Genomic DNA, 24,195 nt, shown 5'->3' with positions numbered 1-24,195 from the left:
CGTATCAGACAATGCCGTCCGACACGGCTCCTTCCCGGACTCGATGCGCTTCAGTCCACATCATACCCAATCATGAACTCATCGTTTATCATCAGGTAATAGTAGCCGTTCAGACAACCCCGGTATTCCTTGCTGAAGCCGGCTTTCATACCCTCGTCTTTGTCCGGCTCGCACCAGAGTGAGCCGTCATAGCCGCAAAAATCAAAGCGACAGGTCGAGAAACTTCTTCCGTCCTTCATTGCCTTTCTGAACAGAGCCATTTCCGTACTGCCGCAATATTTCTCTATCGTTGTCAGGCGGATGCACATCCCGTCAATCCTTGTCCCTGTCGTGAGATGGTTTTCAAAGAGGGACTTCTCCGGGTCGGCTGCGGCAATCCTGCGAAGCCAGCTGTTGGTATGAAAGGCAAGGGCTGCAAGCCGTTTGTACTTCAAAACGAGTTTTCGCTCCTTGTCCGTATCCGCTTCGACTGTCGGATAATAGATTTTCTCTATGGACTGCCAGTCTGAAAAGTAATAGCCAGACTTGCGTTTTCCCGGTGCGACAATACCGATGACGTTTTCGCCCCGGTTGATGAACAGCCGTCTGCGTTTGCCGTATATCTTCACATACAGCGATGGCGGATTGGCTGTGCTACGAAGATATGCTTCCGCCGGATGAATGTTGGTCGATTCCATATCCATAAGTATGACTGTTTATATTTTAATTTGATGACATGAGTGTATTCAGAGTTTCGGGATGTCGCCATGCTTCAGCAGTTCCCCATCCCTGTAAAGTTCGATACGTCCGGGCTTGAAGCCCATTTCGCCGAGGGCTACATAGCGGATATAGTTACGGTATTCTTCCCCTGAGAAGTTCTTTCCGCAAAGGTTGTTGAAAATCATGGGTATTGCGTGTTCGGCGTCGCTTGACAATACCACTTTGCCGTCCTGTCTTATTTCTTCCGTCATAATCATTTGATATTTAGAGTTCAACATTGTCTGTCGTCTTTCTTTTCCCTCTGTTCGGCCTGCTTGCGACCGCCGGGATTATTTTTCTGCCCCGAAGGGCGGCAAGGAACAACCGTACAAGGCTGGACGGAGAAATACGCTCGACGGCGGAGAGGAAGATTTTTCCGGATCACCCCCGGCGGCCTAACGGCATTGTCCGGATTGTGACGACCGTGGAATTTTGCAGTAAAATAATTCCCGGAAGGCTGCACGGCTGAATGGACGGAATGCAGGGTAAAAGAGAAAAGCAGTGAAAACGGTTTCGGGATGATGTACTAATCGAAAAAAAGTGTCATGTAATGACGGTTTTTCCGATTAGGATTTCGTTGCAGAATGAAAACAGTATATAATGGGATGCACGAGATAAGGAAGAGAAGGAAATTATAAAAAGGAAGAGAAAACTTGATGAAAATTTTGTGGGACAGGAGAAATGTATTACCTTTGCAGCAACATGCTTACCCCGCTTCCCGTAAGAACAGCGCGCTCAGGGTGAGCTTTTTATTTTATATACCCATGACAACGAACAAGACACCTTATCCCAAACAGCTCATATCCTTTACGGATCAGATAAGTCTGCTCAAACAGAGGGGCATGGTTTTCGGGGATGAAGCCAAAGCCCTCCACCTGCTCCAGAACATCAGTTATTACCGTTTGAGCGGTTACTGGTATCCGCTTCTGGCGGACAAGCAACAGCATATTTTCAAACCGGGCAGCACATTTGAGGCTGCCTATAACATCTACAAGTTTGACAGCGAACTCCGCAAATTGATTATAGCCGAGCTTGAAAAGATAGAGGTGGCTGTCCGTACACAGACGGCATATATCCTTTCGTCACAGTATCATGCGCACTGGTTTGAAGATGCCTCGCTTTTCTCAAACCCTGTCCGCTATGCAAAAATCCTGTCTAAAATCGATGAAGAATACAGCCGCAGCGATGAAGAGTTCATAACGGCGTTCAAGGCGAAATATTCTGACCACTTCCCGCCAAGCTGGATTACAATGGAAATAGCCTCATTCGGCACACTCTCCATTTTGTACGGGAACCTGTTGCCTGGACGGGCCAAGCGTTCCATAGCCGCCTACTTTGGGCTGGCAGACAAGGTTTTCGCATCATGGCTGCACTGCATCGTGTATGTAAGGAATATCTGTGCGCACCACAGCCGATTGTGGAATAGGTCTCTAAGCATCCGTCCGCTGATGCCGCGTTCTCCGCGCAACACTTTTATTGTATTGCCGGCCGGCGGAACACAGCAGACCTATTTCGTATTGAGCATGATCATCTATCTGCTGAACACGGTCAATCCGAACCATTCGTTTGTTCCAAGGTTCTGCGAACTTCTGAAGCGATATCCATCCATCGATGTAAGGGCAATGGGTTTTCCTGACGATTGGAAAAACGAAAGTCTTTGGAAAGACAGAATGTGAAGTAGCCATTGTCACCATCTAAACTGCAATGGAACCGAGGCTGGTGTTTCTGATATTGGTCTGCATAGCGGTCGTGCTGATTTACCTTATCGGTTACTGGAGAAAGAAAGCCGGGAATGCCGCATTTGCCGCCGCCCTGCTCACGGACAAGGCGGAAGAACGTGACCGCTACTGCCGTCTGGCTGTGATGGCCGGGAACAGGGATGCCTGCAGGATGTTCTGCTTCGCCCGTTCCGACTTTTTCGAGGACAGGCATCCGCTCAAACCCTTCCGCTTCCAAGGCATAAGCGTGGCGTTCTACGGGCACTACTATCCGTCGCGGTACAAAAAGCTGCTCAGCGAAGAACAGCGAGAGTTCTGCCGTTCCCTCTATGCCTTCAAGGAGGGAGAGAACCACGGCATTCCTTTTTTCAAAGCTTGCATGGCGGCCCTGCCGCTGGATACGGCCTCGTGCCATATCATGTTCATGCCGTGCAGCAACTGGATAAAGTACGGGCAGCGTTTCAAGCGACTTCACTGGTACATCACGACCCACCGGCCGGAACTGACCTCCGGACTTTACGATGTGGATGTGGCGGATGCCCGCGAGAGCCTGCACGAGAGCAAGGGAAGCGAGCGCATTCTGGAAAGGAACTACAGCATTACGGGAAGCATCAGGGGAAAAAGAATCATCATCATCGATGACGTGTTCACAAGCGGCCAAAGCCTGCTGGATTTCAAAGGTGAAATAGAACAGTGCGGCGGCGAGGTGGTGGCGGCCATCTTCTACGGGAAGACGGTCACGATGCCGCCGCTGTTCCTGATAAAGGCCCATGTCTGGGGAGAACATATAGTCCACACCATCAAGCGCAGGTCACACGTCCTGTGACATTTCCGCCAATGCCGCCACGCATTTCTCCCGCGTGGTTTTTATGTAACCGAAAATCTCTGTCGGATCCACATACTTTCCGTTGCGCCTGCAGGTGATGTGCAGGTGTTCCCCGGTGCTGCGCCCTGTAGAGCCGGTGATGCCGACCGCATCCCTCGGGCGGACGGATGCTCCTTTGCTGACCAGAATCCGTGAGAGGTGGCAGTAGCTGACGGTGAACTCGCCATGCCGCAGCACCACATATTTCCCCGATGTCCTGTCCTGACCCACTTTGAGTACCGTGCCTTCCATCATGGCCAGGGCTTCGTCGCCCCGCGCGTGCAGGTCGATACCGTTGTGGAATCTTCTCTTTCCGGTAAACGGATCCGTCCTGTAGCCGTATGGCGAATTGACCTTCATCTTCCGGAGCGGGTAGCATACGCTCAGATACCGCCGCACCCACACTTCCCTGACAGCATCAGCCGTCATGCCGGATGCCCCTTCCGTATCGCCGGTTCCGGTTTCCAAAGAAATGTCCCCGTCCGTGTTTTCCGTGCCGGCCATGAGCGTATTAAACTGTGCGGAAAGCGGCACCGCAGTCAGTATGGCACCGGCGGCAATCATCATAATCATTTTTTTCATGCGGCAAAGGTAACAAGCCGTATCCGGTACGGGCAAATGCCGTGAGGACTTTCTTTTCTGAATATGATAATTTAACCATTCAGAATATGATTTTTCCGTCAAAATCATATTCTAATCATAAAAATAGTATATTCTAAATCATTATTATAGGCCATATTTGCCAGTCATATTAAAATCGCTCTATCTTTGCCGCATATAATTTATAGTATGATTTCAGAATATGAAACAAGTACGATTTGATTTGACCGAACTGCCGTTCGGAACGCTTGCCCGCTTCGGGCTCACGCAGGAAATGATAGAGGATCTTCCCATGTATGTCCTGGAGGACATCTGTCATGGAAGACATTCGCCCGTGCTTCCCGTCCGTGTGACCGGCGAGAACGGCGAGAGCTTTGAAAGCCGCACACGCATCGCCTTCGTCCGTAAGGACGACGGTCAGGCGGACGTGGTGTTCTATCCGGTGCTGAAGACCTCTCCGCTTGAAAAATTCAGCGAGGCTCAGCAGAAACAGCTGCTTGACGGAAAGGCCGTCATCGTGGATGTAGACACTCCTGACGGACGTCGCAGCAAGGCGTTCGTCCAGATAGACCCGGAAACGAAGCAGGTGCTTTCCGTGCCCACTCCCATCATCGGGCGCAACCTGCAGGTAGCCGCAGAGGAACTGCACCTCGGCACTACGGAAGTCAACAGCCTGCAGCGCGGTGAGCCGCTGACGCTCATCATCGATGACGAGCCTGTCACGGTCGGCATCGACCTCAATACCCGGACAGGCATCCGCTCCTGCCACGGCGACGGACAGCGGTGGAGGGAGCAGTCCAAACGGGAATGGGACAAGTACACCTTCGGCTGCTACGGCTGTTGGGTCATGGACGATGACGGCAACCTCAATTATGTATCCGAGGACGACTATACCGAGGAGCTGTGGAACGAACAGAAGAAGAGCGCCGAGCGCAACCGTGCCGCCGCCCTCCGCAAATAACCCTCTGAACCGGAAACAGTCATGGAGCAGGGAAAATATTATCCGGAGGAAATCCTCATAGAGAAACTGGAAAGCGGCGAATACGGCTGGCTCGATTATGTCAACCACTACTCGGCGGAATGGCAGGAGGAGTATCTCCGCTATTGCAGGGAGAACGGCCTTCTGACCGGCGATTCAAGCGCAGAGGCCTTTGTCCATTTCAAGGACAAGGAACTGGAGGCAGCCCTCGAAACCGGAGAAGCATAACATCTAACACCCGATCATACAATGGCGATACGAAAAAATACCAACCCACGGGCTATGGACCTGCAGCCGGAGATGCGCGACATCCTGATGCGCAACGGTATGCAGGCCCATATCGTGCCTGACGGCGCAGGCTACAGCCTGGTCGTGCAGGGGCATGACTCGCCCCTGCTTGCCTATCCCATCACCGAGCGGCAGATGCTCGCGCTTACCGACTGGGGGACGAACACGGCCAACAAGAAAGCCTATAACGTGTTCACAAGCATTGTCGGGAAAGATTTCTTCCTGCCCAAGGATTTCGTTCATGCAAGGAACGCCAACGGACGTGTCGCCATGGGACTTCACGGATACCGCATCGGTATCGGCGAATACGGGCGTACCGGACGCATGGGTATGCCGCCCCCGTTCCTGGGATGGACACCCCGCCAGCAGTGGGGCTTCCACCTGCGCAGGGTCGGCGGGCAGCTTTTCTATCCCGGCCCGGTCGTCGCCGAACGCCGGGACGGGCGCATGAAGCCGGGGGAACTCCAGTCCGGCGGCTACGGATTCTACTACAAAGGCGACCGGAGGGAAACGCCGGCACAACCGGCGGATGTGCTTCAGAACCTCCAGACCGCCATCACACCACTTGTCACCAGAGAACGGAGTACCGAACCGGCCAAGCCCTACAAGGAGCTGGTCAGCTCACCCGTGTACTTCTCCAACGAAAAGTGGCAGGAATGCCTTTCTTCGCACGGCCTTATCGTGGATACGGAAAAACGGACGCTGACCGTCCAGTCGGAGTCGGTTTCCGCCGATTTTGTCTATGACCTTACAGAAGAAGAGACAGCGGTACTTACCTCCAATTCTATCGAGGAACATCCTGTGGAGAAGCGCATCGAACTTATCAACAACATCATCGCTGCGGACTACCGGGACAAGGTGACAATGGAAACCCTTGACAGCGACAGGCGCATCGACATCAGCCTGCATCCGGAAGTGGAAGAAGAACTGACACAACGGCAGCAGCAAGAGCAGCAGCTCTTTGAAGGACAACAGGAACTTCATACCGGACAGATATCTGAAGGAGCCGTCATTGACGGAAGAGACCTCTATTATCTCAACGGGAACAGAGGCTGGTACAAGGAAGGACGGCACGGGCGTGAAGTGGAAGTGAGCGAAATCGCCGTCCATCCGGCAGAGAGCGAGGGCAAGTACCGGATGACCGCCGTCATTGACGGGCAGGTCATCAGCCATGAAATCAGCCAGAAGGACTATGACAAATTCCTTGCGGTCGATGACTTCCACCGCATGAAGCTCTTCTCGAAGATATTCAGCGAGGTGGATATGAAGATGCACCCCGAAGCCCGGAAAGGGCTCGGCGTGAAGATATTCGCCGCTCTGACGGCCGGTGCCGTCGTCACGACAGGCGTCGTACACGGGATAAAGCACTGCCATCATGCGCCGGAGTTCTACGGCGAGCGGTTCGGCGGTCCTCCCAGACCCTATTTCAAGCCCGGAGTGGACACGCCGAGGGATGTGGCGATACGCAACTTTGAGGCAGAGATGAACCGTGAAATCAGTGACATGCGCATGGGGAGGTAGCCTTATGAACGGTAACGAACTGACATACGACGACTTCCTGCAACGCCTGACCATACAGGACGTGCTGATTGACGCAGGCTACCGGCTGAACAGGCGGGACGGCCTGCGCTATCCGTCATACGTGCGGACGGACGGGGACGGCAGGCGCGTGCGCGGCGACAAGTTCATCGTAACGGCCAACGGGCAATGCTGCTTCCAGCCACCCCAACAGAAACTGTACAACATCATCTCCTTCATCAAGGAACATCCGCAGTTCTTTGCGGAATACCGGTCGGGCATATCGGGCGACAGGCTGGTCAATCTCGTGTGCAACCGCCTGCTGAACCATCCCATCGAGAACAGGGATACACGGATCATCCAGCCCAGACGGGACATCAGACCCTTCAGCATCGACGACTACGACATCCACAAGTTCAATCCCCAGGACAGGGCGTCGCAGAAGAAATTCTATTTCTTCTTCAAGCACCGGGGCATCGACCTGTATACACAGTATGCCTTCCACCGGGACTTCTGCCTGGCGACCCGGCACCGTCCGGACGGCCAGAGCTACACCAACCTCGCTTTTCCGCTCCGCCTGCCCAAGGACACGGACAGGATTGTCGGGTTCGAGGAACGGGGACGGGCCAGGATGGACGGAAGCGGCAGTTACAAGGGCAAGGCGGAAGGAAGCAATTCGAGTGAAGGACTGTGGATAGCCAATCTGAAAGGGCCGCTGGAAAAAGCCGGAAGCGTGGCATGGTTTGAAAGCGCATACGACGCTATGGCTTTCTATCAGATACACAGGGAAACATTCAGGAGCAATCCGGAACTGTCCAATAAAAGCGTGTTCGTGTCCACCGGCGGCACTCCGACTGACACCCAGATCAGGGGGATGCTTTCCGTCACACCCGACACCCGCCATTACCTGTGTTTCGACAACGACCGTGCCGGGCGTGAATTTGACGCACGTTTCAGGCAGATAGCCGGTCAGATGAATATCAATCCCGACAATATCAGGACATTTCCCATCCTTCCATGCTATAAGGACTGGAACGACGCCTTGTTGGAGAAAGTCAGCTCCGAATATATGCAGGAAACAAAGGACTGCATTGTTCCGGTAGCGGGCAAGGGAACAAGGGAAGAACAGGAAGATGTAGAATATAAATCAGGATACCACCGATGAGAGCCACATCGTCCCTATCACAGCCGGAGGGTCTTGAGTTGAGACCGCACAGGATGCAGTTCGTCATCGACAATCTGCCCTCCCTTGTCGTCTGTTGTGCCGGAGGCATCTACGGCGGCATGGAGGGTGTGCCATACCCGGTTGTCGGTGTCGCCGTCTTCCTCTGCCTAATGCTTGTCCTGCTCTACCGGTTCATCTACCTGTGCAGGATCCGCTTCCGCATCGGCACCGAGCAGCTTGTCTGCGAACGGGGCGTGCTTGTCCGCAAGGTGGACTACATGGAACTCTACCGTGTCGTGGACTTTCAGGAACACCAGAGCCTGATGCAGCAGCTCTGCGGACTGAAAACGGTGCGCATCTTCTCGACCGACCGGAACACGCCACGGCTCGACCTGACGGGAATGAGAGGGAAAAACGACATCGTGCCTCTTATCCGGGGACGGGTGGAATACAACAAACGAAAAAAGGGAATATATGAGATCACGAATCATTAGCATCTGCCTTGCCGCCGTTTCCGCCATCCTGCTGCCGCAGCTCGCGCAGGCGCAGATAGCGGCCTCCAACCCTTTGGAATGGGTGGCCCTTGCGGAAGGCAACGAACTTATAAACAGTCAGATTGACAAACAGATAAAGGGACAGACACAGACGGCGGTACTGCAGAACAGCATCGCCGCAGAGTTCAACCGGATACACCAGTGGGAGAAGGAATACAACAGCTACCTGAAGACGGCCAGCGGCTATGCCTCGTCGCTGAAAGCCTGCACGCACCTGTACAATGACGGTGTGAGGATATTCCTTACCCTCGGCAAGTTGGGCAAGGCCATCAAGGACAACCCGCAGGGCATCATCGCCGGCATGAGCATGAACAACCTCTATATCGAGACGGCGACGGAACTGGTATCCGTTTTCTCGCTGTTGAATGATGCCGTGGCCAAGGGCGGAAAGGAGAACATGCTGACAGGCGCGGAACGGAGCCAGACCCTGTGGGCTTTGAACGACAGACTGTCGTCTTTCAGCCGGAAACTGCACCTGCTCTACCTGAGCATACGGTACTATACGCTGAGCGATGTATGGAACAATGTGACGGCAGGCATGATCGACCGCAGCAACGGAGAAGTGGCACAGCTGGCCCTGACCCGGTGGCGGCGTGCTGCCGCCCTCGCACATTAAAGAAAGGAGGAGCATGAACAGGCTGACCATGACATTGATATTCATTCCTCTGCTGTGCTTCGTGACATCGGAACTCCGGGCGCAGAACGACCCCGTTCTGGCGGGCATGATCCTGCTCTATACCGACAAGGCGCAGAAGGAGCTGAAAAGCCAGGAAAAGGTGATGCTGATGCAGACCACCGGCCACATCTGGACGAAAGAGGAAATAGAGGCCACCACCGACCTGCAGAGGGAGTTCAACGATTATCTGGACTCGTTCCGCTCGATCGTATGCTATGCCGCACAGACCTACGGCTTCTACCATGAGATAGCGCAGCTGGCGGACAACATGGGTGATTTCACGCAGCAGCTTTCAAGGCACCCGTCCAACGCCCTTGCCGTCGCCCTGTCGTCACGCCGGAACAAGATATACCGTGAGCTGATACTCGGCAGCGTGGAAATCGTGAACGACATCCGGACAGCCTGCCTGTCAGACAACAAGATGACGGAGCAGGAACGGATGGAGGTCGTGTTCGGCATACGACCGAAGCTCAAGATGATGAACAAGAAACTGCAACGGCTGACCATAGCGGTGAAGTACACCACGATGGGCGATGTCTGGATAGAGATTGACGGCGGCTCGGTCCCCGTGGCGGACAAGCGTGACATCGTGGAGAACGCCAAACGCCGCTGGCGGCAGAACGGGAGGAATGTGAGACCATAAAAAATAAGGATATGGGATTCTGGAATACATTGTTGAAATACGGCGGCAAGGCCGCCAAAGGTGCCGGTCACGCAGCCGCCGCCACCGGGAGGAGTGCTGGACAGGCCGTCCTGCATCCCTCGCAGACCTTGCGCGGCGCGGGACAGGCAATGAAGACCGCCGCAGTAGGAAGCGCGGCAGGTTATGTGGCATGGGAGAAACTGACCACGGACAAGAGCGTGGCGAGGATTGTGGGCGATGCCGTCATCGGTGAGTCGGCCACAGATGCCCTTGCAGGCTCGACAGAAAACATAAGGGAACTGAAAGGCAAGGCCGGAGAAGCAGTCGATGCGGTGAGCGGTGCGGCGGAAAGCATCGGCTCCAGCCTGAACGGAGTGTCGAACTTCATGGGACAGGCTACTGGAGGCGGACTTGGAGACATGCTCGGCGGCTTCTTCCGTAACCTCGGGCGTGGCAACGTGTCCGGGTTGAGCATAGCGGGGCTTGTCGCCGCCGCTTTTCTGGTATTCGGACGTACCGGATGGCTCGGCAAGATAGCGGGCCTGTTCCTGGGCATGATGCTCATCGGCAACAATGCCGGGCTTGTCCGCACGGAAACCCCGGAAACCGTCCGCAGGAATCCTGCACCGGATCTTTCCGCCGAAGAAGGACAGACGCAGGGCGGAGGCATGAGAAGATAGGACATCAAACATAGAAGAAAATGAAATATACAGAAGAAATGATACTCCCCTCCGACAGCGGTTACTGTATGCCGTTCGCGGAACCCTCCGGCAAGGATGTGTCCATGTCGCTCGGCTACGGCGAGCAGACCCACCCGGAGAGCGGCGTGAAGTTTTTCCATCACGGTATCGACTTCAGCGTGCGGCGGTACATGCTGTCCGCCGTTGCCAGCGGTGTCGTGTCGGACGTATGCAACGACCCTGCGCACGGCATCTGCCAGACCATCCGCTACGGACAGTATGAGGTGACATACGGACATCTTGCTAATGTGTTCGCCCAGTTCGGCAGGCAGGTGAAAGCCGGGCAGACCGTGGCGATGAGCGGAGACCTGCTGCATATCGGGGTCAGGTTCAAGGGGGAAGAGATGGATCCGCTGGAGTTCCTTGCCATGCTGTACGGCAATATCAAGGCGATGCAAGAGGCGGGTGGCGACAGTTCCGGCGGCTTTTACGATACCGCACCGGAGACCGATTACGAGCAGGACAGGGAGGAAATAGAACGGCTGATGTTCCGTTTCCTGCCGCTCTACATGGATGACCTTCGGCTGGGGAGATATGTAGTTCCGGAACACACGGAGCAGTCGCTGCGCAACATCTTCACGACAGGCGCGATGAAGGAGTATTTCTATGAACGGATGCCGAGCATGGCAAATCCGCTCGGACTGGGACAGAAAGCCCTGCCTCTGGTGTGCAAGGTGCAGAACCTGCTGATAGCGGACTTCCTGAACTACCTCGCCCTGCGGCACGGGGTGTACCTCTCCACGATGGGCGGAGACTTAAAAAAAAACTTCATGCCGAAGCAGTAGCCTCCAGCGGCATCATCGACCCGCTGGCGGAACTTGACATCGACATCCAGAGCTTCGACATACCAAGGATCGTTACCGTCTATCCCGACCGGGCAGGTCTGCGGTGGTGGACGAAAGCCTGGTTCAACAACCGGGAGGAAGGCGAAGCCTCCGTGGAGATAGAGCGGATGCAGGCCGTGGACTTTATACACGACCGCATCGGGAAGGACGCATGGCTCGAAGAGTTTTTTCCCAAGCAGATGGAGGTGTACCACAACGCCATCGAGCAGACAAAGGAACAGTTACTGAAACAGGTGAACATGATATGACAATATAATGGAAGGAATAAAGCACAGCAGACAGTTTGCGGAGACGGAAGCCCTCATGGACAATTATTTCGTCTGCCACATAGCCCCTGTCATGAAACAGACGCAGGCGTACCTGAACGAGAAGCAGGGCGAGGAGATGATGGAATATTCCACCTCCCTCGGCGGCATACTCAGCATGATGGCAACGGCGGGACAGCCGCTCGGCGATCCGTACCAGACCCTTAAGGTCACGGGAGAATGGAACTCGAAAACCACCGAGGACTACATCGCGATGTGCCGGGAGAAAATCGTCTCGTCCGAAGATATGCAGCAGGACATTGCCTATATCGCCGGACAATGGCGCGATGCCGCCGTACAGGAAGTCGGCAGGGAGCGTTATGACGAACTGTCGGAAAAACTGGGATGCGACCTTGCCTATGCCTATGTGGACTACCGCGTGGAGCAACTGATGATTGACAGGCTGGTCAAGGAACGGATGCCCAAGTCCTCTGCAGAATATATCATCCGCAAGGCTGCGGAGTCGAGCCTGCTGGGACTGCCGCAGGTATTGGGCCGCTCGCCGCTTGCCGAGGAGATAGAAGCCCGTGGAGAGGCCGCCTACAGGCCAAGCAAAGTGGAGAAAGGCGTGGGTTGGGCATTGGGGGCATCGGCCGATGCCGTCATGCTGGGCGGTGCAGGCTCATGGGCGACATTCGCCAAGTTCATCGGAGCGGACGCCGCCATCTCCGCCGTCGCCGGACACCTCGAAACGGATAATCCGGAAGTCCCTACAGTAGAAGCGTGCATCAGCAAGGGCTTGTTCGGCAGCGACAGTGATGTCTTTGCCTCTTTCCGGCAGGAATCCGCCGCCATCCCTTCCCAAGAGAACGGAACCATTTCCGAAGCCAACAGCCAACTGCACAAGAAGATACCTGTAGGCGGATTCGACTTTACGGAATGGATGAAAACAGAGAACACGCAGTGGTGGCCGGATTTTGGAGGAAACGAGCGGGAAGAAAGATACAAGGATGTGCCGCTGGTCATCGCTCCCGGTCAGGAGGAAGCCTACCTGCGTGACATGGAAAGGCAGGAGGTGGCCGAAGAAGTACAAACATTACAGGAAAGTGAACAGAGGGAAGAAAGTGAAACGGAATCACAAGACCACAATATAGGCGGTGATGCGACTGCCACCATCGGGCAGGAAAGCCCGCAGGCACAAGCCGTCCAGACCAACGAAGACGGCTGGGACGGGCTGGTGAGGTCAATGGGACTGGACGGGCTGAATGACATTACCGGCAATCTCGGCTATGTCATCGCCATGCTTCCGGATATCCTGCTGGGCGCATTTACGGGAAAGACACAATCCCTGCGCCTGAAGGACAACCTGCTGCCGATGGCGAGCATCGTTGCGGGCCTGTTCGTCCGAAATCCGTTGCTGAAGATGCTCCTTGTCGGGCTGGGCGGAGCGAACCTGCTGAACAAGGCAGGACACGAAGCCCTGGAACGCAAGCGGTCGGGAGGACTGACCGCCGGTGGCGGAGAAACACGGTACAGGCAGTATCCCGATGAACCGCTCAGTCCCCGCATTGCCAATCCCGTGCTGCAAGGATGCACGCTGGTCGCCACGATAGACCATATTCCCTGCACCGTGCAGCTCAGTCCGACAGTAGCGGATGCGTACAAAGCCGGGGCGTTGCCGCTGAACACGCTGGCCAACGCCGTGCTTGCCCAAAGCGACCGCCTGAACGCACTGGCATCGCAGAACTACGACAACAGCCGTCAGGAGACCGTCGTGCGGACACGAGGCATTCAATAATCCGACATCAAGCAGCATACGAATATGAAAGAGAAATCACCCATAGAGAAAAATGCAGAGAAGAAGCAGACAGAACTGCTCTCCGAAGCCTTGAACGGTGCCTCAAGTGCAAACGGATACTGGCTGAATGCCTCCGGCAAGGGCTATCCGAAATTCTATCCGCGCGGTGTGTCCGTCAGTCCCTTCAACGGGCTGTTCATGGCCCTCCATTCGGACAGGAACGGATGCAGGACGAACCTGTTCACCCTTTTCAACGAAGCCAAGGCAATGGGCGCATCCGTCCGGGAACATGAGCGTGGCGTGCCTTTCCTTTTCTACAACTGGAACAAGTATGTCAACCGGAACAATCCGGAGGAGATTATCAGCCGCACGGCCTATCTCGGACTGGACGCACAGGACAGGAAACATTACAAGGGCGTGCATAACCGGGAGATACGCACCCTTTTCAATATCGACCAGACCACGCTGCCCGATATTGACCGGGAATCCTACGAGGCTGCATTGGAGCAATACGGAAATGCCGCAGACAAAGGCCATACGGAAGCCGATGACCGCAAACTGCATATCCGGTTCAATGACTTTCTGCTGAAAATGAAAGACAACCTCGTGCCTGTCCGCTATGACGGAAGCGGGATGCCCCATTACGAGACGGACAGGGATGCCGTCTATATGCCCCGGCAACGGGATTTCGACCATTACCATGACTATATGCAGGAGACCCTGCGGCAGATAGTCAGTGCCACCGGGCATCAGCAACGCCTTGCCCGTGAAGGCATGGTGATGAAGAACGGCATGGCACCCTCGGAAGATGCGCTGAAGCAGGAAAGGCTTGTCGTGGAAGTGGCTTCCGGAATCAAGATGCTGGAGCTCGGCCTGCCCGCAAGGTTGTCGGAAGAGAGCCTGAAGACAGTGGATTACTGGAACCGGGAGCTGCGTGAGAACCCGCTCATGATGGCCGCTCTCGAAAGCGATGTGAACAACGCCCTCGAAGTAATCCGCAAGGCGGAACGCGGCGAGAAAATCGAATACGCCACCCTGTGTAATCGGAGACAGACAACCGGCATGAGGGAACAGCTCCCGAAACACCATGCCATTGCAGACGAGATAGCCCGCCACCCGGACAAAGACAAAAAGACCATTGTCGTGGTAAGGGACAAAGCCTCGAAGTCTGCGGATGTGATTCTGCCTGCCGGCGCGTCATTGGAAGTGGACAATGAAATTCCGGGCATGAACAAGGCACGCATCGAACGGGCCTTGCAGAAAGAGGGATTCGAACAGATAAAGTTCTTCAATCCGGATGGGGCAATGGGATTCAGACCTGATGACAGCTATTTCTCCGGGAAAGAAGTTGCTTTGGCCCGCTTGAAGAACTGGGATATACAGGAACTTTCCACGCTTGATGTGGCTCCTGCGGTGAAACAGGCTTGCGAGGTCGGCTTCGACCGGGTGCAGATGATACAGGACGACAAGAACCGCTGGGCACTCTACATCAAACCGGAGAACGAAAGCGGCTACAGCGTCTATCCTGACAAGGAGGATGTGAACCGGTTCTTCTCCACGCTCAAGCAGGCAATGGACAACATTGATAAGGTTCGCATGGAGCTGGCACACAAGTATTACGCCCTTGCAGAGACGAAACCCGACCTGAAAGTTGACCTGTTCAGTTGTGGGGCGGATGATGCAGACCTGAGCCGGATACAGCGTGTCTCCGTTTTCAAGACGAAAAAAGATGGTATCCTGTGTGCGGCGACCATTGACGGACGCAGGCTGGAGCCGAGAAGCATCACGCAACAACAATGGCAACGGATGTGGCTTGCCGAGGACAGGGACGGATATAAGCTCCATCTGGCTGCCTCGCTTTTCTCCGATGTAATGCGGCAAGGGCAGGTACAGGGTAATGCCCCCGAAACAGGGTCATCGGTCGAACGGCAGCAAGAACTGAGGGAAGAAGAACAGACTACAGGATTGAAACGATGAACAAGAATATGACATGAGCAAGAATCAAGAATACGCACAGGAATACGCCGGATATGCGATGGAGCAGATGCGCCGCTACGGTATTCCCGCCTCTGTGACGCTGGCGCAGGGCATACTGGAGAGCAGCAACGGGCAGAGCCGTCTGGCACAGAACGAGAACAACCACTTCGGCATCAAGGCCACGCCGTCTTGGATTGCCGAGGGAGGACGGTATGCCTTGTACACCGATGACAGACCGGACGAGAAGTTCTGCAGCTATGACTCCGTGGGCGATTCCTACGAGCACCACTCCCGTTTTCTGAAGGAAAACAGCCGCTATGCTGCCTGTTTCGGGCTTTCAGCGGATGACTACAAGGGGTGGACGGAAGGCATCGCACAGGCCGGGTATGCCACGGGAAGCGATTATGCCGGCAAATTGCAGAAAATCATCGAACAGAACGGGCTGCAGGAATATGACCGGCAGGTCATGCAGGAGATGAAGGAACAGGGACGGTGTTTCGGACTGGAAGAAAATCCTTTGGGTGAAGCTGAAGATACGACCTATTCATTCCCGGTCGAAAGGAAGGATTTCCTTTTCGTCACCACCCCGTTCGGTGTGGAGAGCCAATCCTTCGACAGCGGAGAGAAAGTACACAAGGGAATGGATATCCGGTGCAATGATGACAGCGTACTCGCTACTGAAAACGAAGGCAAGGTCATCTCGGTAAAAGGCAGCGGTGCCGGGCAGTCCGTGACCGTGGAATACAGCCGGAAGGACGGCAGCAAGGTGCAATGCTCCTATATGCACCTCGGCGAAGTATCCGTCAAGGTCGGTGACACGGTCAAGGCGGGACAACAGCTCGGAAAGACGGGCGGAGAGCATCTGCATTTCTCTGTCAGAAACATCTATGCGGACGGCACGCAGCGGGACATCGACCCGGCGGCGTATCTGGCGGAAATCGCACAGAAAGGCGGTATCCGGCAACAGGTGCTGCATAACGGCAGTGACCTGCTTGCCAGATACAAGAGTCCGGATAGTGTCAGGGACGGCAGACCGCTCACCACCGAAGGATGGATGAAAAAACTGCTCTCGTCCGAGGACAGCGGAGTGGGACTGTCCGGATGCAGTGACCCTGTCGTGGAGATGGCCATGACCGCCTTTACCTCCCTGATGCTGCTGGCTGTACAGATTGACAACAAAGAAGAGGAACGGCAGAAGGCGGAGGTGTCCGCCGCAATGGACAGCCGGAAAATCGACCTCAAGCCCTTGTTGCCGGGCATGAAAAGCTGCACCCTGACTGTCAACGAAAACGGCAAGGCGTTGCTTCATGCCGACAACGGAAGTGCCCAAATATCAAGGGAACTGTCCTCAGCCGAACTCAGCCGCCTGTCCGTCACGCTGAACAACGGTTCCCTCTCCGAAGAGACCAAGCGGATGCGCGTGACCGGACTGCTCAACACGGTCATCCTCTCCGAGACGGCATCCCGCAACTTCGAGATGGGAATGGAGCAACAGCAGGGACAGACAGAAAGCCTAAAGAGATAGAATATGAAAAGCGTGATGATGCAATTATGTGTTTATTTACTCGGATTGTCCGCCTGCGTGCTGCATACCGTCATGTACTTTATGCTGTTCAGCCGCATGGTGGCATTTGTCATCATCGGGATACAGGTACTGCTTGCCGCATGGATAATCTACATCCGTATTAGGGCACCCGATTAGCGGCTGATTTACCCGGTTCAACTTCAACAGGGCAGCTTCCGCCTTCCGATGGAAAATGTCACACATAAAAAATACAAGCGATGATTAAATGCAATGTCACAATATGCGGCACAATCTGCCGCGACGCCTCCGTCCGCACAGGCAAGGACGGCAAGGAGTTCGTAAGTTTCCCTCTGCAGGTTTCTGTTCCCGGAAAGGACGGGAATGGCGGAAGTCTGGAAATCAGCGTCAGCAAAGACGGCGGACAGGATGAAGCCAACGGCTTCAAGTACGGTTCCCGGGTCAAGGTTGCAGGCACCCTTTTTCTGAAGCGCAGAGGCGAGAAACTCTATTTCAACCTGTCGGCGGATTCCGTCAGCCTTTCCGATGTTGGGAATATGGATTCCTTCAAGGGGCAGATGGTATTCCGTGGAAAGATCGGCCAGCACATAGAAGAGCGCAAGGACAAAAGCGGCAAGCCGTACCAGATATTCTCCGCATTCAGCGCGGAAAAGGTCAATGACGGCTTCGAGTACCAATGGGTGCGCTTCTTCTGTTTCGGCAAGGAAAAGGAGGAATGGCTGCAGCCGGGCGTCAAGGTGGATGTGAAAGGCGAAATGTCCCTCTCGCTGTATGATGGCAAGCCGGACATCTCCTGCCGGGTGGAAGAACTCAGCCAGTATGTGCCGGATGCCGGCAACGATAACAGGTGACGGATATGGCCGGTTACAGACGACAGAAGACGGACGGACCGAACAGCGAGGAGAAGGCTCTCGACCTGTTCGCCGAAATGATGATTGAAAAGATAGAGAGCATCAGCAAGGACTGGCGCAAGCCCTGGTTCACGGAAGGCGTGTTGCAGTGGCCTCGTAACCTGTCCGGTCGCGAATACAACGGAATGAACGCCCTCATGCTGCTCCTGCATTGCGAGAAAGAGGGATACAAGATACCCCGCTTCTGCACATTCGACTGCGTACAGCGCATGAACAAGCCGGGCAAGGACGGACAGGAACTGCCGAGGGTTTCCGTACTGCGCGGCGAGAAATCCTTCCCGGTGATGCTTACCACATTCACCTGCATACACAAGGAAACGAAAGAGAAAATCAAGTATGACGACTACAAGAGGCTCTCCGATGATGAAAAGCAGGAGTACAATGTCTATCCGAAGATGCAGGTGTTCCGTGTGTTCAATGTGCAGCAGACCAACCTGCAGGAGGCGCGTCCGGAACTGTGGGAAAAACTGGAAAAGGAAAACGGCCGTCCTGAAGTCAAGGCAGGCGAACAGTTCGACTTCGAGCCGGTGGACCGGATGATAAGCGAGAACCTGTGGATCTGTCCCATACGGCCCATGCATCAGGATAGTGCGTACTATTCCATTACGAAGAATGAAATCGTAGTGCCGGAAAAGAGGCAGTTCAAGGACGGGGAAGCGTTCTACGGCACCCTGTTCCATGAGATGACCCATTCCACCGGTGCGGAGGGTGTGCTTAACCGGCTCAAGCCGACTTCGTTCGGATCAAAAGAGTATGCCAGGGAGGAACTGGTGGCCGAACTCGGCAGCGCACTGGTATCACAACGCTACGGAATGACCAAACACATCAAGGAGGACAGTTGCGCATACCTCAAATCATGGCTTGACGAGTTGAAAGAGTCCCCGCAGTTCATCAAGACGACCCTGCTGGATGTGAAAAGGGCAACTTCCCTGATCACGCAGAGGGTGGACAGGATTGCTCAGGGTCTGGATGAAGGCATGGCAGAGGGGAAAAAAGATGTCTCTCCGCAGGAAAAGACATTCTATGCGTCCGTTGCCTACCTCCAGTCCACAGACGACACAAGCCGGCTGGACGAACTGAGGGACAAAGGGGACTATGAGGGGCTGCTGGCCTGCGCCAAGGAATATTATGACGGGAACGGCATGGATGAACAATACACCTACCAGACCCCCTTGCAGCACAGGGGCGATAACCTGCTTGTCGAGGACAAGGACTTTGCCGTCGTGTATAACGGGAGCGTGGGCGGCACCTATGAGGTGATGCTGAAATACTCGGAACAGGAGGTACGCGACCACATCAACCGCTACGGCATTGACCGTGCCAGCGTGGATGTGAGGGAGGTCGCCAGAGACATGACGGCAGAGCGGTTCTCGGCGATGACCCTGCAACGGGAGCCGGTGCTGGAGATGCCAAGCGGCGATATTCTGCATATCGCCTATAACAGGGATACCGACTCGCTCGATGTGGGGAGTGTATGCAACGCGGGGCTTGCCGTGCGGCACAGCTTTCCATACGACTACGACAAATCACTGGATGCCAATCTGGAGGAAGTGAGCGAAAAGCTGAACGGTATGGAGGAATATCAGGCGGAAGAGATGGAACAGCGGAGCGCGTTCCACAGGTGACAATCAAAAGTAAATGCAGAGAGGGCTGCCTTGCGGGGCAGCCACTCTTTGCTTTAATCATTCCTCTTCGGCCGGTGCTTCAAGATATTCACGCCAGTCCATTTCGTCAAGGGTCAGGCTGTTCAGTTCCCAGTCAAATTCGACCTCCGGCATATCGTGCCGGTATGGAAAACTTACCGTATATCCTATCTGGCCGTAGGAGCAAAACAGAGGAGTAACGCATATCACGATACCGAAATAGGTCTGCGGCGTGCAGTATCTGCGCCAGTCGAAGCGGTCGTTCACTATGTTCCGGCAAAGTCGTCTGACATAGTTGTCTCTTTGATTTTCGTCACAAAATTTCTTGTCCATAATTCAATGCGCTAAATTGTGGTAAATACGCGGTTCACCCGATACATTGTAAATCCAACTGCCGCAGCGTACCAGCAGGGCATTCTTTCCGTAGTACAGTCTTTTCATTCCGACAATACTCCCGGATTTGTGGAAATTCGGGAAACGGCCTATGCCGATTCTTTCGCCGTCCCGTCTGTATAATGTCTTTGTTCTCATATCAGTATTTTCCTGAATATCATCCATCACCGGCACGGCTCTTGTCCGCCGGTGATGGATGATTGTTGTCAATAAACGGATTATATTTTCCTTATAATTTCTTCCAGCCGTTCAATCATTCGATATACGGCAGACGCTTTAGGATAACACTCTGTCATTTCTGCCCATTCGAGGTCTTTGTGCAGTTCGTCAAAGCGGTTTCTCAATTCAGAAAGTCCCCTCCGGAGTTCCTGTTTCAAACTATGTCTTTCCTTTTCGTCCATAATCTTAAAATTCAGAGTTAGAAATGATAATCTATGACACCTCCGATGTAGAGGATTGCTTCCGGCTCCAATGTGCTTACAAATTGCATGAAGGCAAAGGATTGTTCGGCAAAGGACTGGCATCCGCTTCCGTCCAGATAGAAGTGATATTCCGTATCCAAAGGATTTATTATCGCCCGCTTGAGGTAATAGGTAGAACTCCATTCCAGCATATTCTCAACGGTAAGAGCATCCGCTCTTTTATGGATGTTGGTAACATATTCCTCTTTCCATTGTTCCAAACCGCCATTGTACCGCATGGCATCATCTCCTAACAGCTCGAACATACCCTTAGGAAGAATATCTTTGACCAGGCAGGCTATATTCTCCTTGCGCTCTACATCGTCGATATTGGAGCAATAATCATAGAAACTTCCGTCACCCTGATAGAGAGTGTTTTCATTGAGATAATTCTCTTTGACAATCGGTTCTGTCGAAATTTGAAAAATCCTGCTGTGCATAATCTTTAATTTTATTGGTTTAACTTCGTTTATTCTTTTCCCTCTTCTTGAAGCTCTTTCGGCTTCCTTGCGGGAATCAGATTTTACATGCAAGTGACACAGCGGGAAAAGGGCGGTACGGCAAGCAGGACATGGAGGAATTTAGCGGAATACCCAAATCTCGGATTTGCGGAAGGCTGCCGCCAAATTCTGAGGCATGTCAGCACAGCGATGCTTGACATCCGGACTGCCGCTGTACTTTCGCATGGGAAATCAATCCCGGCAAGGAGTGCCGACGGCTGAGGACGAGGAAATGGGACAGGATATAAATGGATGGGACTCGCAGGGTATAAAAGCAGGCAGGTCGTCGGAAAATATAAGAGGCGCTTGTCTTTATGACATTTCTTAAAACTGGCTATAGGAGTCAGGAATGGCGTGTGGAATCATAATAATCACCCGAACAGCCATGCCATTCGGGTGATTGGATACTTTTTGCAGGTCAACTTACCACATCAAACTCGTGCAGATAGCAAAAAGCGTCCTCATTTTGTTCTTCCCAAGCAGCGGCAAGAGCATTGACATCCTCCACAGACCTGACGGGCTTCCCGACTTTTTCTTCAAGCCATTGGAACGCATCTTCCAGTTCCTCGAAATATTCACTGATATATTCTTCATCGGGAGTGCAGGCATCCAAGAAATATCTGTCGCTGAAATATGTTCCGTCTTCATCGTTGGTCTCATATATTCCGATGCCCGGCTCTTCTGCCTGAAAATAATATTGGAGTGATGGATATTTCTCCAGTACAAGGTCAAATGTCTCATTACACGGAGACCATGCCGTTTCCGTTGAGAATTTCAGCACATCACCTTCCAGTTCGAGACAACTCCACGAGCCACGGCAATGTACGTTGTGCCAGTCTTTGCCCAAGGCATCCACAAGGCATCCCAGCCATGTAGTCCCAAAGCCGTTTTCCACTGAAGGTTTTTCCATGTCTTCCAGTCTTTTCATTAACTCATAGAGGCTCTTGATTTCCTTCGCGTCGCCCTCTATTGCATACGCTGTTGAACACCAGTTTGGCATAATCACAAATTTTATTGGTTGAACTTCATTTTTCCTTTCCCTCTTCTTGAAGCTCTTCCGGCTTCCGTGTCGGGAATTGATTTTCGTGCATGGAAAGACTGCGGGTCAAGGGCAATAAGGCAAGTGAACGGTACAGAGTAGCCGATGAAATACCCAAATCTGCGATTTGCGGAAAGTTGTCATCCGATACGCCGGCCAGTTAGCATGGCGGTACTTGACATTCGCCCGCCACAGTACTTTTGCACGGGAAAGCAGGACTGACAGGCAGCCGGGAATGAAATCAAATGATGTTGAGTCTAAACAAATGCAATAAAAGTGATTATCTCTTTGCTCATCAAAATAAAATCATTACTTTTGCACAAAATCAAAGCAGTATGATTATGTGCAACAATAATGAATTTATAAAAGACACGGCTGACTATATCTACTCCGTATTGGACGAAAAAGTCGCTCTTTCCCCGTTAGAGAAACAGCTATCGGATGCGATCCCTGTCGCAATAACACAGAATTTCAAACTTTACAAAGGTGAATTATTCGGCTGCACGGTTATATTTGCATTGACCCATGACGAAAATGGCTTTACTCCGGCCTTATTGAAGCGAAAATTCAATCTGATAGAAAAGAAATGCGGATGTCCTGTCATACTTGTCGCTGAAAACATAGCATCTTACAATATTGGAAGACTGGTTGCACAAAGAAGCAATTTTATTGTTCCGAAGAAACAGATGTTCATCCCATCGCTTCTAATTGACTTGAAAAAATCAAGAACCATAGGAGCGGATATAAAAGAGACAATCCCTCCCATTGCCCAATGTATGCTACTGTACAATTTGGAGATAAAATCCATAGACAGATGCGAGGCAAAAGACCTGATGGAAATCTTTCAAGTCTCTTACGCAACCATCAACCGCTCGTTACGGTGGTTGAGTGAAAACGGGTTGGTTTCACTTGAAGGGAAAAAGACGAAAGAAGTAAGATTGGTTTACTATGGCCGGGTACTCTGGGAGAAAGCCCTGCCCTTGCTCGTATCTCCGCTTGACAAGACGGTTTTCTCAGACATAATTCCTGATAAGGGTTTGGAGTGCGGTATAAACGCTCTGTCGGAATATACAATGATTAACAAAGAATCTGTGAATATGGTCGCAATAGACAAAACGGGTATCCGGCAATCGGGCATCATCACCGACAAGGAATATGGGACATGCCGCATCGAAGTCTGGAAATATGATCCGAAACTGTTGAGCCATACAGGGACTGTAGATAAGCTGTCGTTGTTTTTATCTCTTAAAGACAATGAAGACGAGCGTGTAAAAATAGAGTTGGATAATCTTATTAACGACATGAAATGGTAAAAGGTATTGAAAGATTCAAGGAGTTCTTCAAGGGATTTGAGAATTCCTATGTAATAATAGGCGGTACGGCATGTGAAATACACGAGGAACTGTATGCACAGACTCCGAGAGCGACCAAGGATATAGACATCATTCTGATTGTTGAAGCGCTTTCACATGAATTTGTCGCCCGGTTTTGGGAACTGGTAAAAGCCGCAGGATACGAGCAACGCAACATAGGATCGGGTGAAGGCAATCTGCACAAACATGAGTATTATCGGTTTATGAAACCGACAAATATGGAATTTCCTTATCAAATAGAGCTTTTCTCGCGTAATATCGGACTGTTGGACTTTCCGGAAGATGCCCACATAACTCCCATTCCGACAGACGATGACCTGTCAAGCCTTTCGGCCATACTCATGGATGATGACTATTACAATTTCACAATAGGACACAGTTATGTTGAAGACGGGGTGCATATAGCAAATGTGGAGAGTCTAATCTGCCTAAAATGCAAGGCATTCCTTGAAATGTCCGAGAGAAAGGTTCAGGGTGGCCAGGTTGACAGCAAGCATATACAAAAACACAAAAAGGATGTGTTCAGGCTTGCAGCCATGCTCGCTCCTTCCGACAGGTTCGAGGATGTGCCGCAGACATTAATGGACGATGTGTCACATTTCTGTGAGGAAGTAAAGGATGAACTTCCCAATCAGGACTTCTTCAAATCGGCCGGTTTGCAGAACATTACCGGGGAGCAGATGTTGGAACAACTGAAAAACAGTTTTTTTGTAAAATGATACGGCTCCAATACGCATCCGACCTTCATCTGGAATTTGCGGAAAATGGCAGTTATATCAAACATAATCCGCTGCAAGTTGCAGGAGATGTCCTTGTATTGGCAGGTGACATAGGGTACATCGGAGATGAAAATTACGGTTCATCCGACATTTCGCGTGATAGTTTATTAAAGAAGAAAACCGCTGCACAAATTGTATATTTGAATAAGCACAAGCAAACGTACAATTATGAACAGCAGTTTTCTATATCATGCGTGGGGTCTA

Annotated in this window: 29 protein-coding genes and 1 pseudogene; 21 read left to right on the top strand and 9 right to left on the bottom strand. The window is 52.7% G+C overall.

Going from position 1 to position 24,195, the window contains the following annotated elements; translation table 11 throughout:
* Positions 1-50 precede the first annotated feature (50 nt).
* Positions 51-677 carry a hypothetical protein gene (locus I6E24_RS04760; RefSeq protein WP_235326685.1) on the bottom strand — a complete coding sequence of 209 codons (627 nt, stop codon included), beginning with the start codon at positions 675-677 and terminating at the stop codon, positions 51-53.
* A gap of 48 nt (positions 678-725) precedes the next feature.
* Entirely contained in the window at positions 726-950 is a 225-nt protein-coding gene (locus tag I6E24_RS04755; RefSeq protein WP_235326658.1) for a DUF7688 family protein, read from the bottom strand.
* 552 nt (positions 951-1,502) lie between these two features.
* Here I6E24_RS04755 and I6E24_RS04750 point away from each other — a divergent pair.
* On the top strand, positions 1,503-2,414 hold the full coding sequence (locus I6E24_RS04750; RefSeq protein ID WP_235326656.1) for an Abi family protein: 912 nt from the start codon (positions 1,503-1,505) through the stop codon (positions 2,412-2,414).
* 28 nt (positions 2,415-2,442) lie between these two features.
* Positions 2,443-3,282: a phosphoribosyltransferase family protein gene (locus tag I6E24_RS04745; RefSeq protein WP_235326654.1), complete on the top strand. Its 840-nt coding sequence runs from the start codon at positions 2,443-2,445 to the stop codon at positions 3,280-3,282.
* Here the strand turns inward: I6E24_RS04745 and I6E24_RS04740 are convergent.
* Positions 3,268-4,011, bottom strand: a complete 744-nt coding sequence (locus tag I6E24_RS04740) for a M23 family metallopeptidase (RefSeq protein WP_394800359.1) — start codon at positions 4,009-4,011, stop codon at positions 3,268-3,270. The genes I6E24_RS04745 and I6E24_RS04740 overlap by 15 nt on opposite strands.
* A gap of 112 nt (positions 4,012-4,123) precedes the next feature.
* On the opposite strand from I6E24_RS04740, the gene I6E24_RS04735 reads away from it, so the two are divergent.
* The 13 genes from I6E24_RS04735 to I6E24_RS04675 are packed head-to-tail and all read left to right on the top strand — an operon-like array spanning position 4,124 to position 16,874.
* Positions 4,124-4,882: a DUF4099 domain-containing protein gene (locus I6E24_RS04735; protein ID WP_235326652.1), complete on the top strand. Its 759-nt coding sequence runs from the start codon at positions 4,124-4,126 to the stop codon at positions 4,880-4,882.
* 21 nt (positions 4,883-4,903) lie between these two features.
* Positions 4,904-5,128 (top strand): hypothetical protein, encoded by a 225-nt coding sequence (locus I6E24_RS04730; RefSeq protein WP_235326650.1) that lies wholly within the window; start codon positions 4,904-4,906, stop codon positions 5,126-5,128.
* A gap of 21 nt (positions 5,129-5,149) precedes the next feature.
* On the top strand, positions 5,150-6,709 hold the full coding sequence (locus I6E24_RS04725) for a hypothetical protein (protein ID WP_235326648.1): 1,560 nt from the start codon (positions 5,150-5,152) through the stop codon (positions 6,707-6,709).
* Between the two features lie 4 nt (positions 6,710-6,713).
* On the top strand, positions 6,714-7,871 hold the full coding sequence (locus I6E24_RS04720; RefSeq protein WP_039927766.1) for a toprim domain-containing protein: 1,158 nt from the start codon (positions 6,714-6,716) through the stop codon (positions 7,869-7,871).
* On the top strand, positions 7,868-8,365 hold the full coding sequence (locus I6E24_RS04715) for a PH domain-containing protein (RefSeq protein ID WP_009317485.1): 498 nt from the start codon (positions 7,868-7,870) through the stop codon (positions 8,363-8,365). Before I6E24_RS04720 ends, I6E24_RS04715 begins: the two co-directional genes overlap by 4 nt.
* Entirely contained in the window at positions 8,346-9,041 is a 696-nt protein-coding gene (locus I6E24_RS04710; RefSeq protein WP_009317486.1) for a hypothetical protein, read from the top strand. Before I6E24_RS04715 ends, I6E24_RS04710 begins: the two co-directional genes overlap by 20 nt.
* 28 nt (positions 9,042-9,069) lie before the next feature.
* The gene (locus I6E24_RS04705) at positions 9,070-9,744 is read left to right on the top strand and encodes a hypothetical protein (protein ID WP_087879777.1); all 675 of its coding nucleotides are present in this window, start codon (positions 9,070-9,072) and stop codon (positions 9,742-9,744) included.
* A gap of 11 nt (positions 9,745-9,755) precedes the next feature.
* A complete protein-coding gene (locus I6E24_RS04700) occupies positions 9,756-10,424 on the top strand; it encodes a hypothetical protein (RefSeq protein WP_235326646.1) in 669 nt (222 codons plus the stop codon).
* Positions 10,425-10,444: 20 nt separating this feature from the next.
* The gene (locus tag I6E24_RS04695; protein WP_235326644.1) at positions 10,445-11,269 is read left to right on the top strand and encodes a M23 family metallopeptidase; all 825 of its coding nucleotides are present in this window, start codon (positions 10,445-10,447) and stop codon (positions 11,267-11,269) included.
* Between the two features lie 23 nt (positions 11,270-11,292).
* Positions 11,293-11,577: a hypothetical protein gene (locus I6E24_RS04690; protein ID WP_235326681.1), complete on the top strand. Its 285-nt coding sequence runs from the start codon at positions 11,293-11,295 to the stop codon at positions 11,575-11,577.
* A 7-nt stretch (positions 11,578-11,584) separates the two neighbouring features.
* Positions 11,585-13,372, top strand: coding sequence for a hypothetical protein (locus I6E24_RS04685; protein WP_235326641.1), 1,788 nt, complete (start codon positions 11,585-11,587; stop codon positions 13,370-13,372).
* 24 nt (positions 13,373-13,396) lie between these two features.
* A complete protein-coding gene (locus I6E24_RS04680) occupies positions 13,397-15,349 on the top strand; it encodes a zincin-like metallopeptidase domain-containing protein (RefSeq protein ID WP_235326639.1) in 1,953 nt (650 codons plus the stop codon).
* Positions 15,350-15,362: 13 nt separating this feature from the next.
* The gene (locus I6E24_RS04675) at positions 15,363-16,874 is read left to right on the top strand and encodes a glucosaminidase domain-containing protein (protein WP_235326637.1); all 1,512 of its coding nucleotides are present in this window, start codon (positions 15,363-15,365) and stop codon (positions 16,872-16,874) included.
* A gap of 36 nt (positions 16,875-16,910) precedes the next feature.
* On the opposite strand, the gene I6E24_RS04670 is transcribed toward I6E24_RS04675, so the two are convergent.
* The gene (locus I6E24_RS04670) at positions 16,911-17,117 is read right to left on the bottom strand and encodes a hypothetical protein (RefSeq protein WP_235326635.1); all 207 of its coding nucleotides are present in this window, start codon (positions 17,115-17,117) and stop codon (positions 16,911-16,913) included.
* Between the two features lie 14 nt (positions 17,118-17,131).
* Here I6E24_RS04670 and I6E24_RS04665 point away from each other — a divergent pair, with 14 nt between their 5' ends.
* Positions 17,132-17,743, top strand: coding sequence for an OB-fold nucleic acid binding domain-containing protein (locus tag I6E24_RS04665; RefSeq protein WP_235326633.1), 612 nt, complete (start codon positions 17,132-17,134; stop codon positions 17,741-17,743).
* Between the two features lie 5 nt (positions 17,744-17,748).
* The gene (locus I6E24_RS04660) at positions 17,749-19,428 is read left to right on the top strand and encodes a zincin-like metallopeptidase domain-containing protein (protein WP_235326631.1); all 1,680 of its coding nucleotides are present in this window, start codon (positions 17,749-17,751) and stop codon (positions 19,426-19,428) included.
* Positions 19,429-19,485: 57 nt separating this feature from the next.
* On the opposite strand, the gene I6E24_RS04655 is transcribed toward I6E24_RS04660, so the two are convergent.
* The 4 genes from I6E24_RS04655 to I6E24_RS04640 all read right to left on the bottom strand — a co-directional run bounded on the left by I6E24_RS04655 (position 19,486) and on the right by I6E24_RS04640 (position 20,740).
* A complete protein-coding gene (locus tag I6E24_RS04655; protein WP_235326629.1) occupies positions 19,486-19,779 on the bottom strand; it encodes a hypothetical protein in 294 nt (97 codons plus the stop codon).
* A gap of 3 nt (positions 19,780-19,782) precedes the next feature.
* Entirely contained in the window at positions 19,783-19,977 is a 195-nt protein-coding gene (locus tag I6E24_RS04650; RefSeq protein ID WP_235326679.1) for a hypothetical protein, read from the bottom strand.
* Between the two features lie 80 nt (positions 19,978-20,057).
* Positions 20,058-20,240 (bottom strand): hypothetical protein, encoded by a 183-nt coding sequence (locus I6E24_RS04645; protein ID WP_235326627.1) that lies wholly within the window; start codon positions 20,238-20,240, stop codon positions 20,058-20,060.
* 17 nt (positions 20,241-20,257) lie between these two features.
* Positions 20,258-20,740: a hypothetical protein gene (locus I6E24_RS04640; RefSeq protein ID WP_235326624.1), complete on the bottom strand. Its 483-nt coding sequence runs from the start codon at positions 20,738-20,740 to the stop codon at positions 20,258-20,260.
* Between the two features lie 196 nt (positions 20,741-20,936).
* On the opposite strand from I6E24_RS04640, the gene I6E24_RS04635 reads away from it, so the two are divergent.
* The gene (locus tag I6E24_RS04635; RefSeq protein ID WP_235326622.1) at positions 20,937-21,128 is read left to right on the top strand and encodes a hypothetical protein; all 192 of its coding nucleotides are present in this window, start codon (positions 20,937-20,939) and stop codon (positions 21,126-21,128) included.
* Positions 21,129-21,218: 90 nt separating this feature from the next.
* Here I6E24_RS04635 and I6E24_RS04630 read toward each other — a convergent pair whose 3' ends face one another.
* The gene (locus I6E24_RS04630) at positions 21,219-21,800 is read right to left on the bottom strand and encodes a hypothetical protein (protein WP_235326620.1); all 582 of its coding nucleotides are present in this window, start codon (positions 21,798-21,800) and stop codon (positions 21,219-21,221) included.
* A gap of 374 nt (positions 21,801-22,174) precedes the next feature.
* Between I6E24_RS04630 and I6E24_RS04625 the strand changes: the two genes are divergently transcribed.
* The 3 genes and pseudogenes from I6E24_RS04625 to I6E24_RS04615 form a co-directional block, all read left to right on the top strand.
* The gene (locus I6E24_RS04625) at positions 22,175-23,152 is read left to right on the top strand and encodes a type 1 periplasmic-binding domain-containing protein (protein ID WP_235326618.1); all 978 of its coding nucleotides are present in this window, start codon (positions 22,175-22,177) and stop codon (positions 23,150-23,152) included.
* Complete coding sequence (locus I6E24_RS04620; protein WP_009317500.1) at positions 23,146-23,931, top strand: hypothetical protein; 786 nt, start codon at positions 23,146-23,148, stop codon at positions 23,929-23,931. Before I6E24_RS04625 ends, I6E24_RS04620 begins: the two co-directional genes overlap by 7 nt.
* A pseudogene (locus I6E24_RS04615) lies at positions 23,931-24,195 on the top strand (hypothetical protein); the annotation flags it as partial. The gene I6E24_RS04620 and the pseudogene I6E24_RS04615, both read left to right, overlap by 1 nt.

This window comes from Bacteroides caecigallinarum, assembly GCF_021530995.1.
Classification (GTDB): domain Bacteria; phylum Bacteroidota; class Bacteroidia; order Bacteroidales; family Bacteroidaceae; genus Phocaeicola; species Phocaeicola faecigallinarum.
Note: the sequence above shows the minus strand (reverse complement) of the source record. Positions and strands in the feature narration are given on the sequence as shown.

Bases quoted from the DNA above. Each gene is read 5' to 3' on its own strand.
- I6E24_RS04760 (WP_235326685.1), bottom strand. From the start codon at position 677: ATGGAATCGACCAACATTCATCCGGCGGAAGCATATCTTCGTAGCACA.
- I6E24_RS04755 (WP_235326658.1), bottom strand. From the start codon at position 950: ATGACGGAAGAAATAAGACAGGACGGCAAAGTGGTATTGTCAAGCGAC.
- I6E24_RS04750 (WP_235326656.1), top strand. From the start codon at position 1,503: ATGACAACGAACAAGACACCTTATCCCAAACAGCTCATATCCTTTACG.
- I6E24_RS04745 (WP_235326654.1), top strand. From the start codon at position 2,443: ATGGAACCGAGGCTGGTGTTTCTGATATTGGTCTGCATAGCGGTCGTG.
- I6E24_RS04740 (WP_394800359.1), bottom strand. From the start codon at position 4,011: ATGATTTTGACGGAAAAATCATATTCTGAATGGTTAAATTATCATATT.
- I6E24_RS04735 (WP_235326652.1), top strand. From the start codon at position 4,124: ATGAAACAAGTACGATTTGATTTGACCGAACTGCCGTTCGGAACGCTT.
- I6E24_RS04730 (WP_235326650.1), top strand. From the start codon at position 4,904: ATGGAGCAGGGAAAATATTATCCGGAGGAAATCCTCATAGAGAAACTG.
- I6E24_RS04725 (WP_235326648.1), top strand. From the start codon at position 5,150: ATGGCGATACGAAAAAATACCAACCCACGGGCTATGGACCTGCAGCCG.
- I6E24_RS04720 (WP_039927766.1), top strand. From the start codon at position 6,714: ATGAACGGTAACGAACTGACATACGACGACTTCCTGCAACGCCTGACC.
- I6E24_RS04715 (WP_009317485.1), top strand. From the start codon at position 7,868: ATGAGAGCCACATCGTCCCTATCACAGCCGGAGGGTCTTGAGTTGAGA.
- I6E24_RS04710 (WP_009317486.1), top strand. From the start codon at position 8,346: ATGAGATCACGAATCATTAGCATCTGCCTTGCCGCCGTTTCCGCCATC.
- I6E24_RS04705 (WP_087879777.1), top strand. From the start codon at position 9,070: ATGACATTGATATTCATTCCTCTGCTGTGCTTCGTGACATCGGAACTC.
- I6E24_RS04700 (WP_235326646.1), top strand. From the start codon at position 9,756: ATGGGATTCTGGAATACATTGTTGAAATACGGCGGCAAGGCCGCCAAA.
- I6E24_RS04695 (WP_235326644.1), top strand. From the start codon at position 10,445: ATGAAATATACAGAAGAAATGATACTCCCCTCCGACAGCGGTTACTGT.
- I6E24_RS04685 (WP_235326641.1), top strand. From the start codon at position 11,585: ATGGAAGGAATAAAGCACAGCAGACAGTTTGCGGAGACGGAAGCCCTC.
- I6E24_RS04680 (WP_235326639.1), top strand. From the start codon at position 13,397: ATGAAAGAGAAATCACCCATAGAGAAAAATGCAGAGAAGAAGCAGACA.
- I6E24_RS04675 (WP_235326637.1), top strand. From the start codon at position 15,363: ATGAGCAAGAATCAAGAATACGCACAGGAATACGCCGGATATGCGATG.
- I6E24_RS04670 (WP_235326635.1), bottom strand. From the start codon at position 17,117: ATGTGTGACATTTTCCATCGGAAGGCGGAAGCTGCCCTGTTGAAGTTG.
- I6E24_RS04665 (WP_235326633.1), top strand. From the start codon at position 17,132: ATGATTAAATGCAATGTCACAATATGCGGCACAATCTGCCGCGACGCC.
- I6E24_RS04660 (WP_235326631.1), top strand. From the start codon at position 17,749: ATGGCCGGTTACAGACGACAGAAGACGGACGGACCGAACAGCGAGGAG.
- I6E24_RS04655 (WP_235326629.1), bottom strand. From the start codon at position 19,779: ATGGACAAGAAATTTTGTGACGAAAATCAAAGAGACAACTATGTCAGA.
- I6E24_RS04650 (WP_235326679.1), bottom strand. From the start codon at position 19,977: ATGAGAACAAAGACATTATACAGACGGGACGGCGAAAGAATCGGCATA.
- I6E24_RS04645 (WP_235326627.1), bottom strand. From the start codon at position 20,240: ATGGACGAAAAGGAAAGACATAGTTTGAAACAGGAACTCCGGAGGGGA.
- I6E24_RS04640 (WP_235326624.1), bottom strand. From the start codon at position 20,740: ATGCACAGCAGGATTTTTCAAATTTCGACAGAACCGATTGTCAAAGAG.
- I6E24_RS04635 (WP_235326622.1), top strand. From the start codon at position 20,937: ATGTCAGCACAGCGATGCTTGACATCCGGACTGCCGCTGTACTTTCGC.
- I6E24_RS04630 (WP_235326620.1), bottom strand. From the start codon at position 21,800: ATGCCAAACTGGTGTTCAACAGCGTATGCAATAGAGGGCGACGCGAAG.
- I6E24_RS04625 (WP_235326618.1), top strand. From the start codon at position 22,175: ATGATTATGTGCAACAATAATGAATTTATAAAAGACACGGCTGACTAT.
- I6E24_RS04620 (WP_009317500.1), top strand. From the start codon at position 23,146: ATGGTAAAAGGTATTGAAAGATTCAAGGAGTTCTTCAAGGGATTTGAG.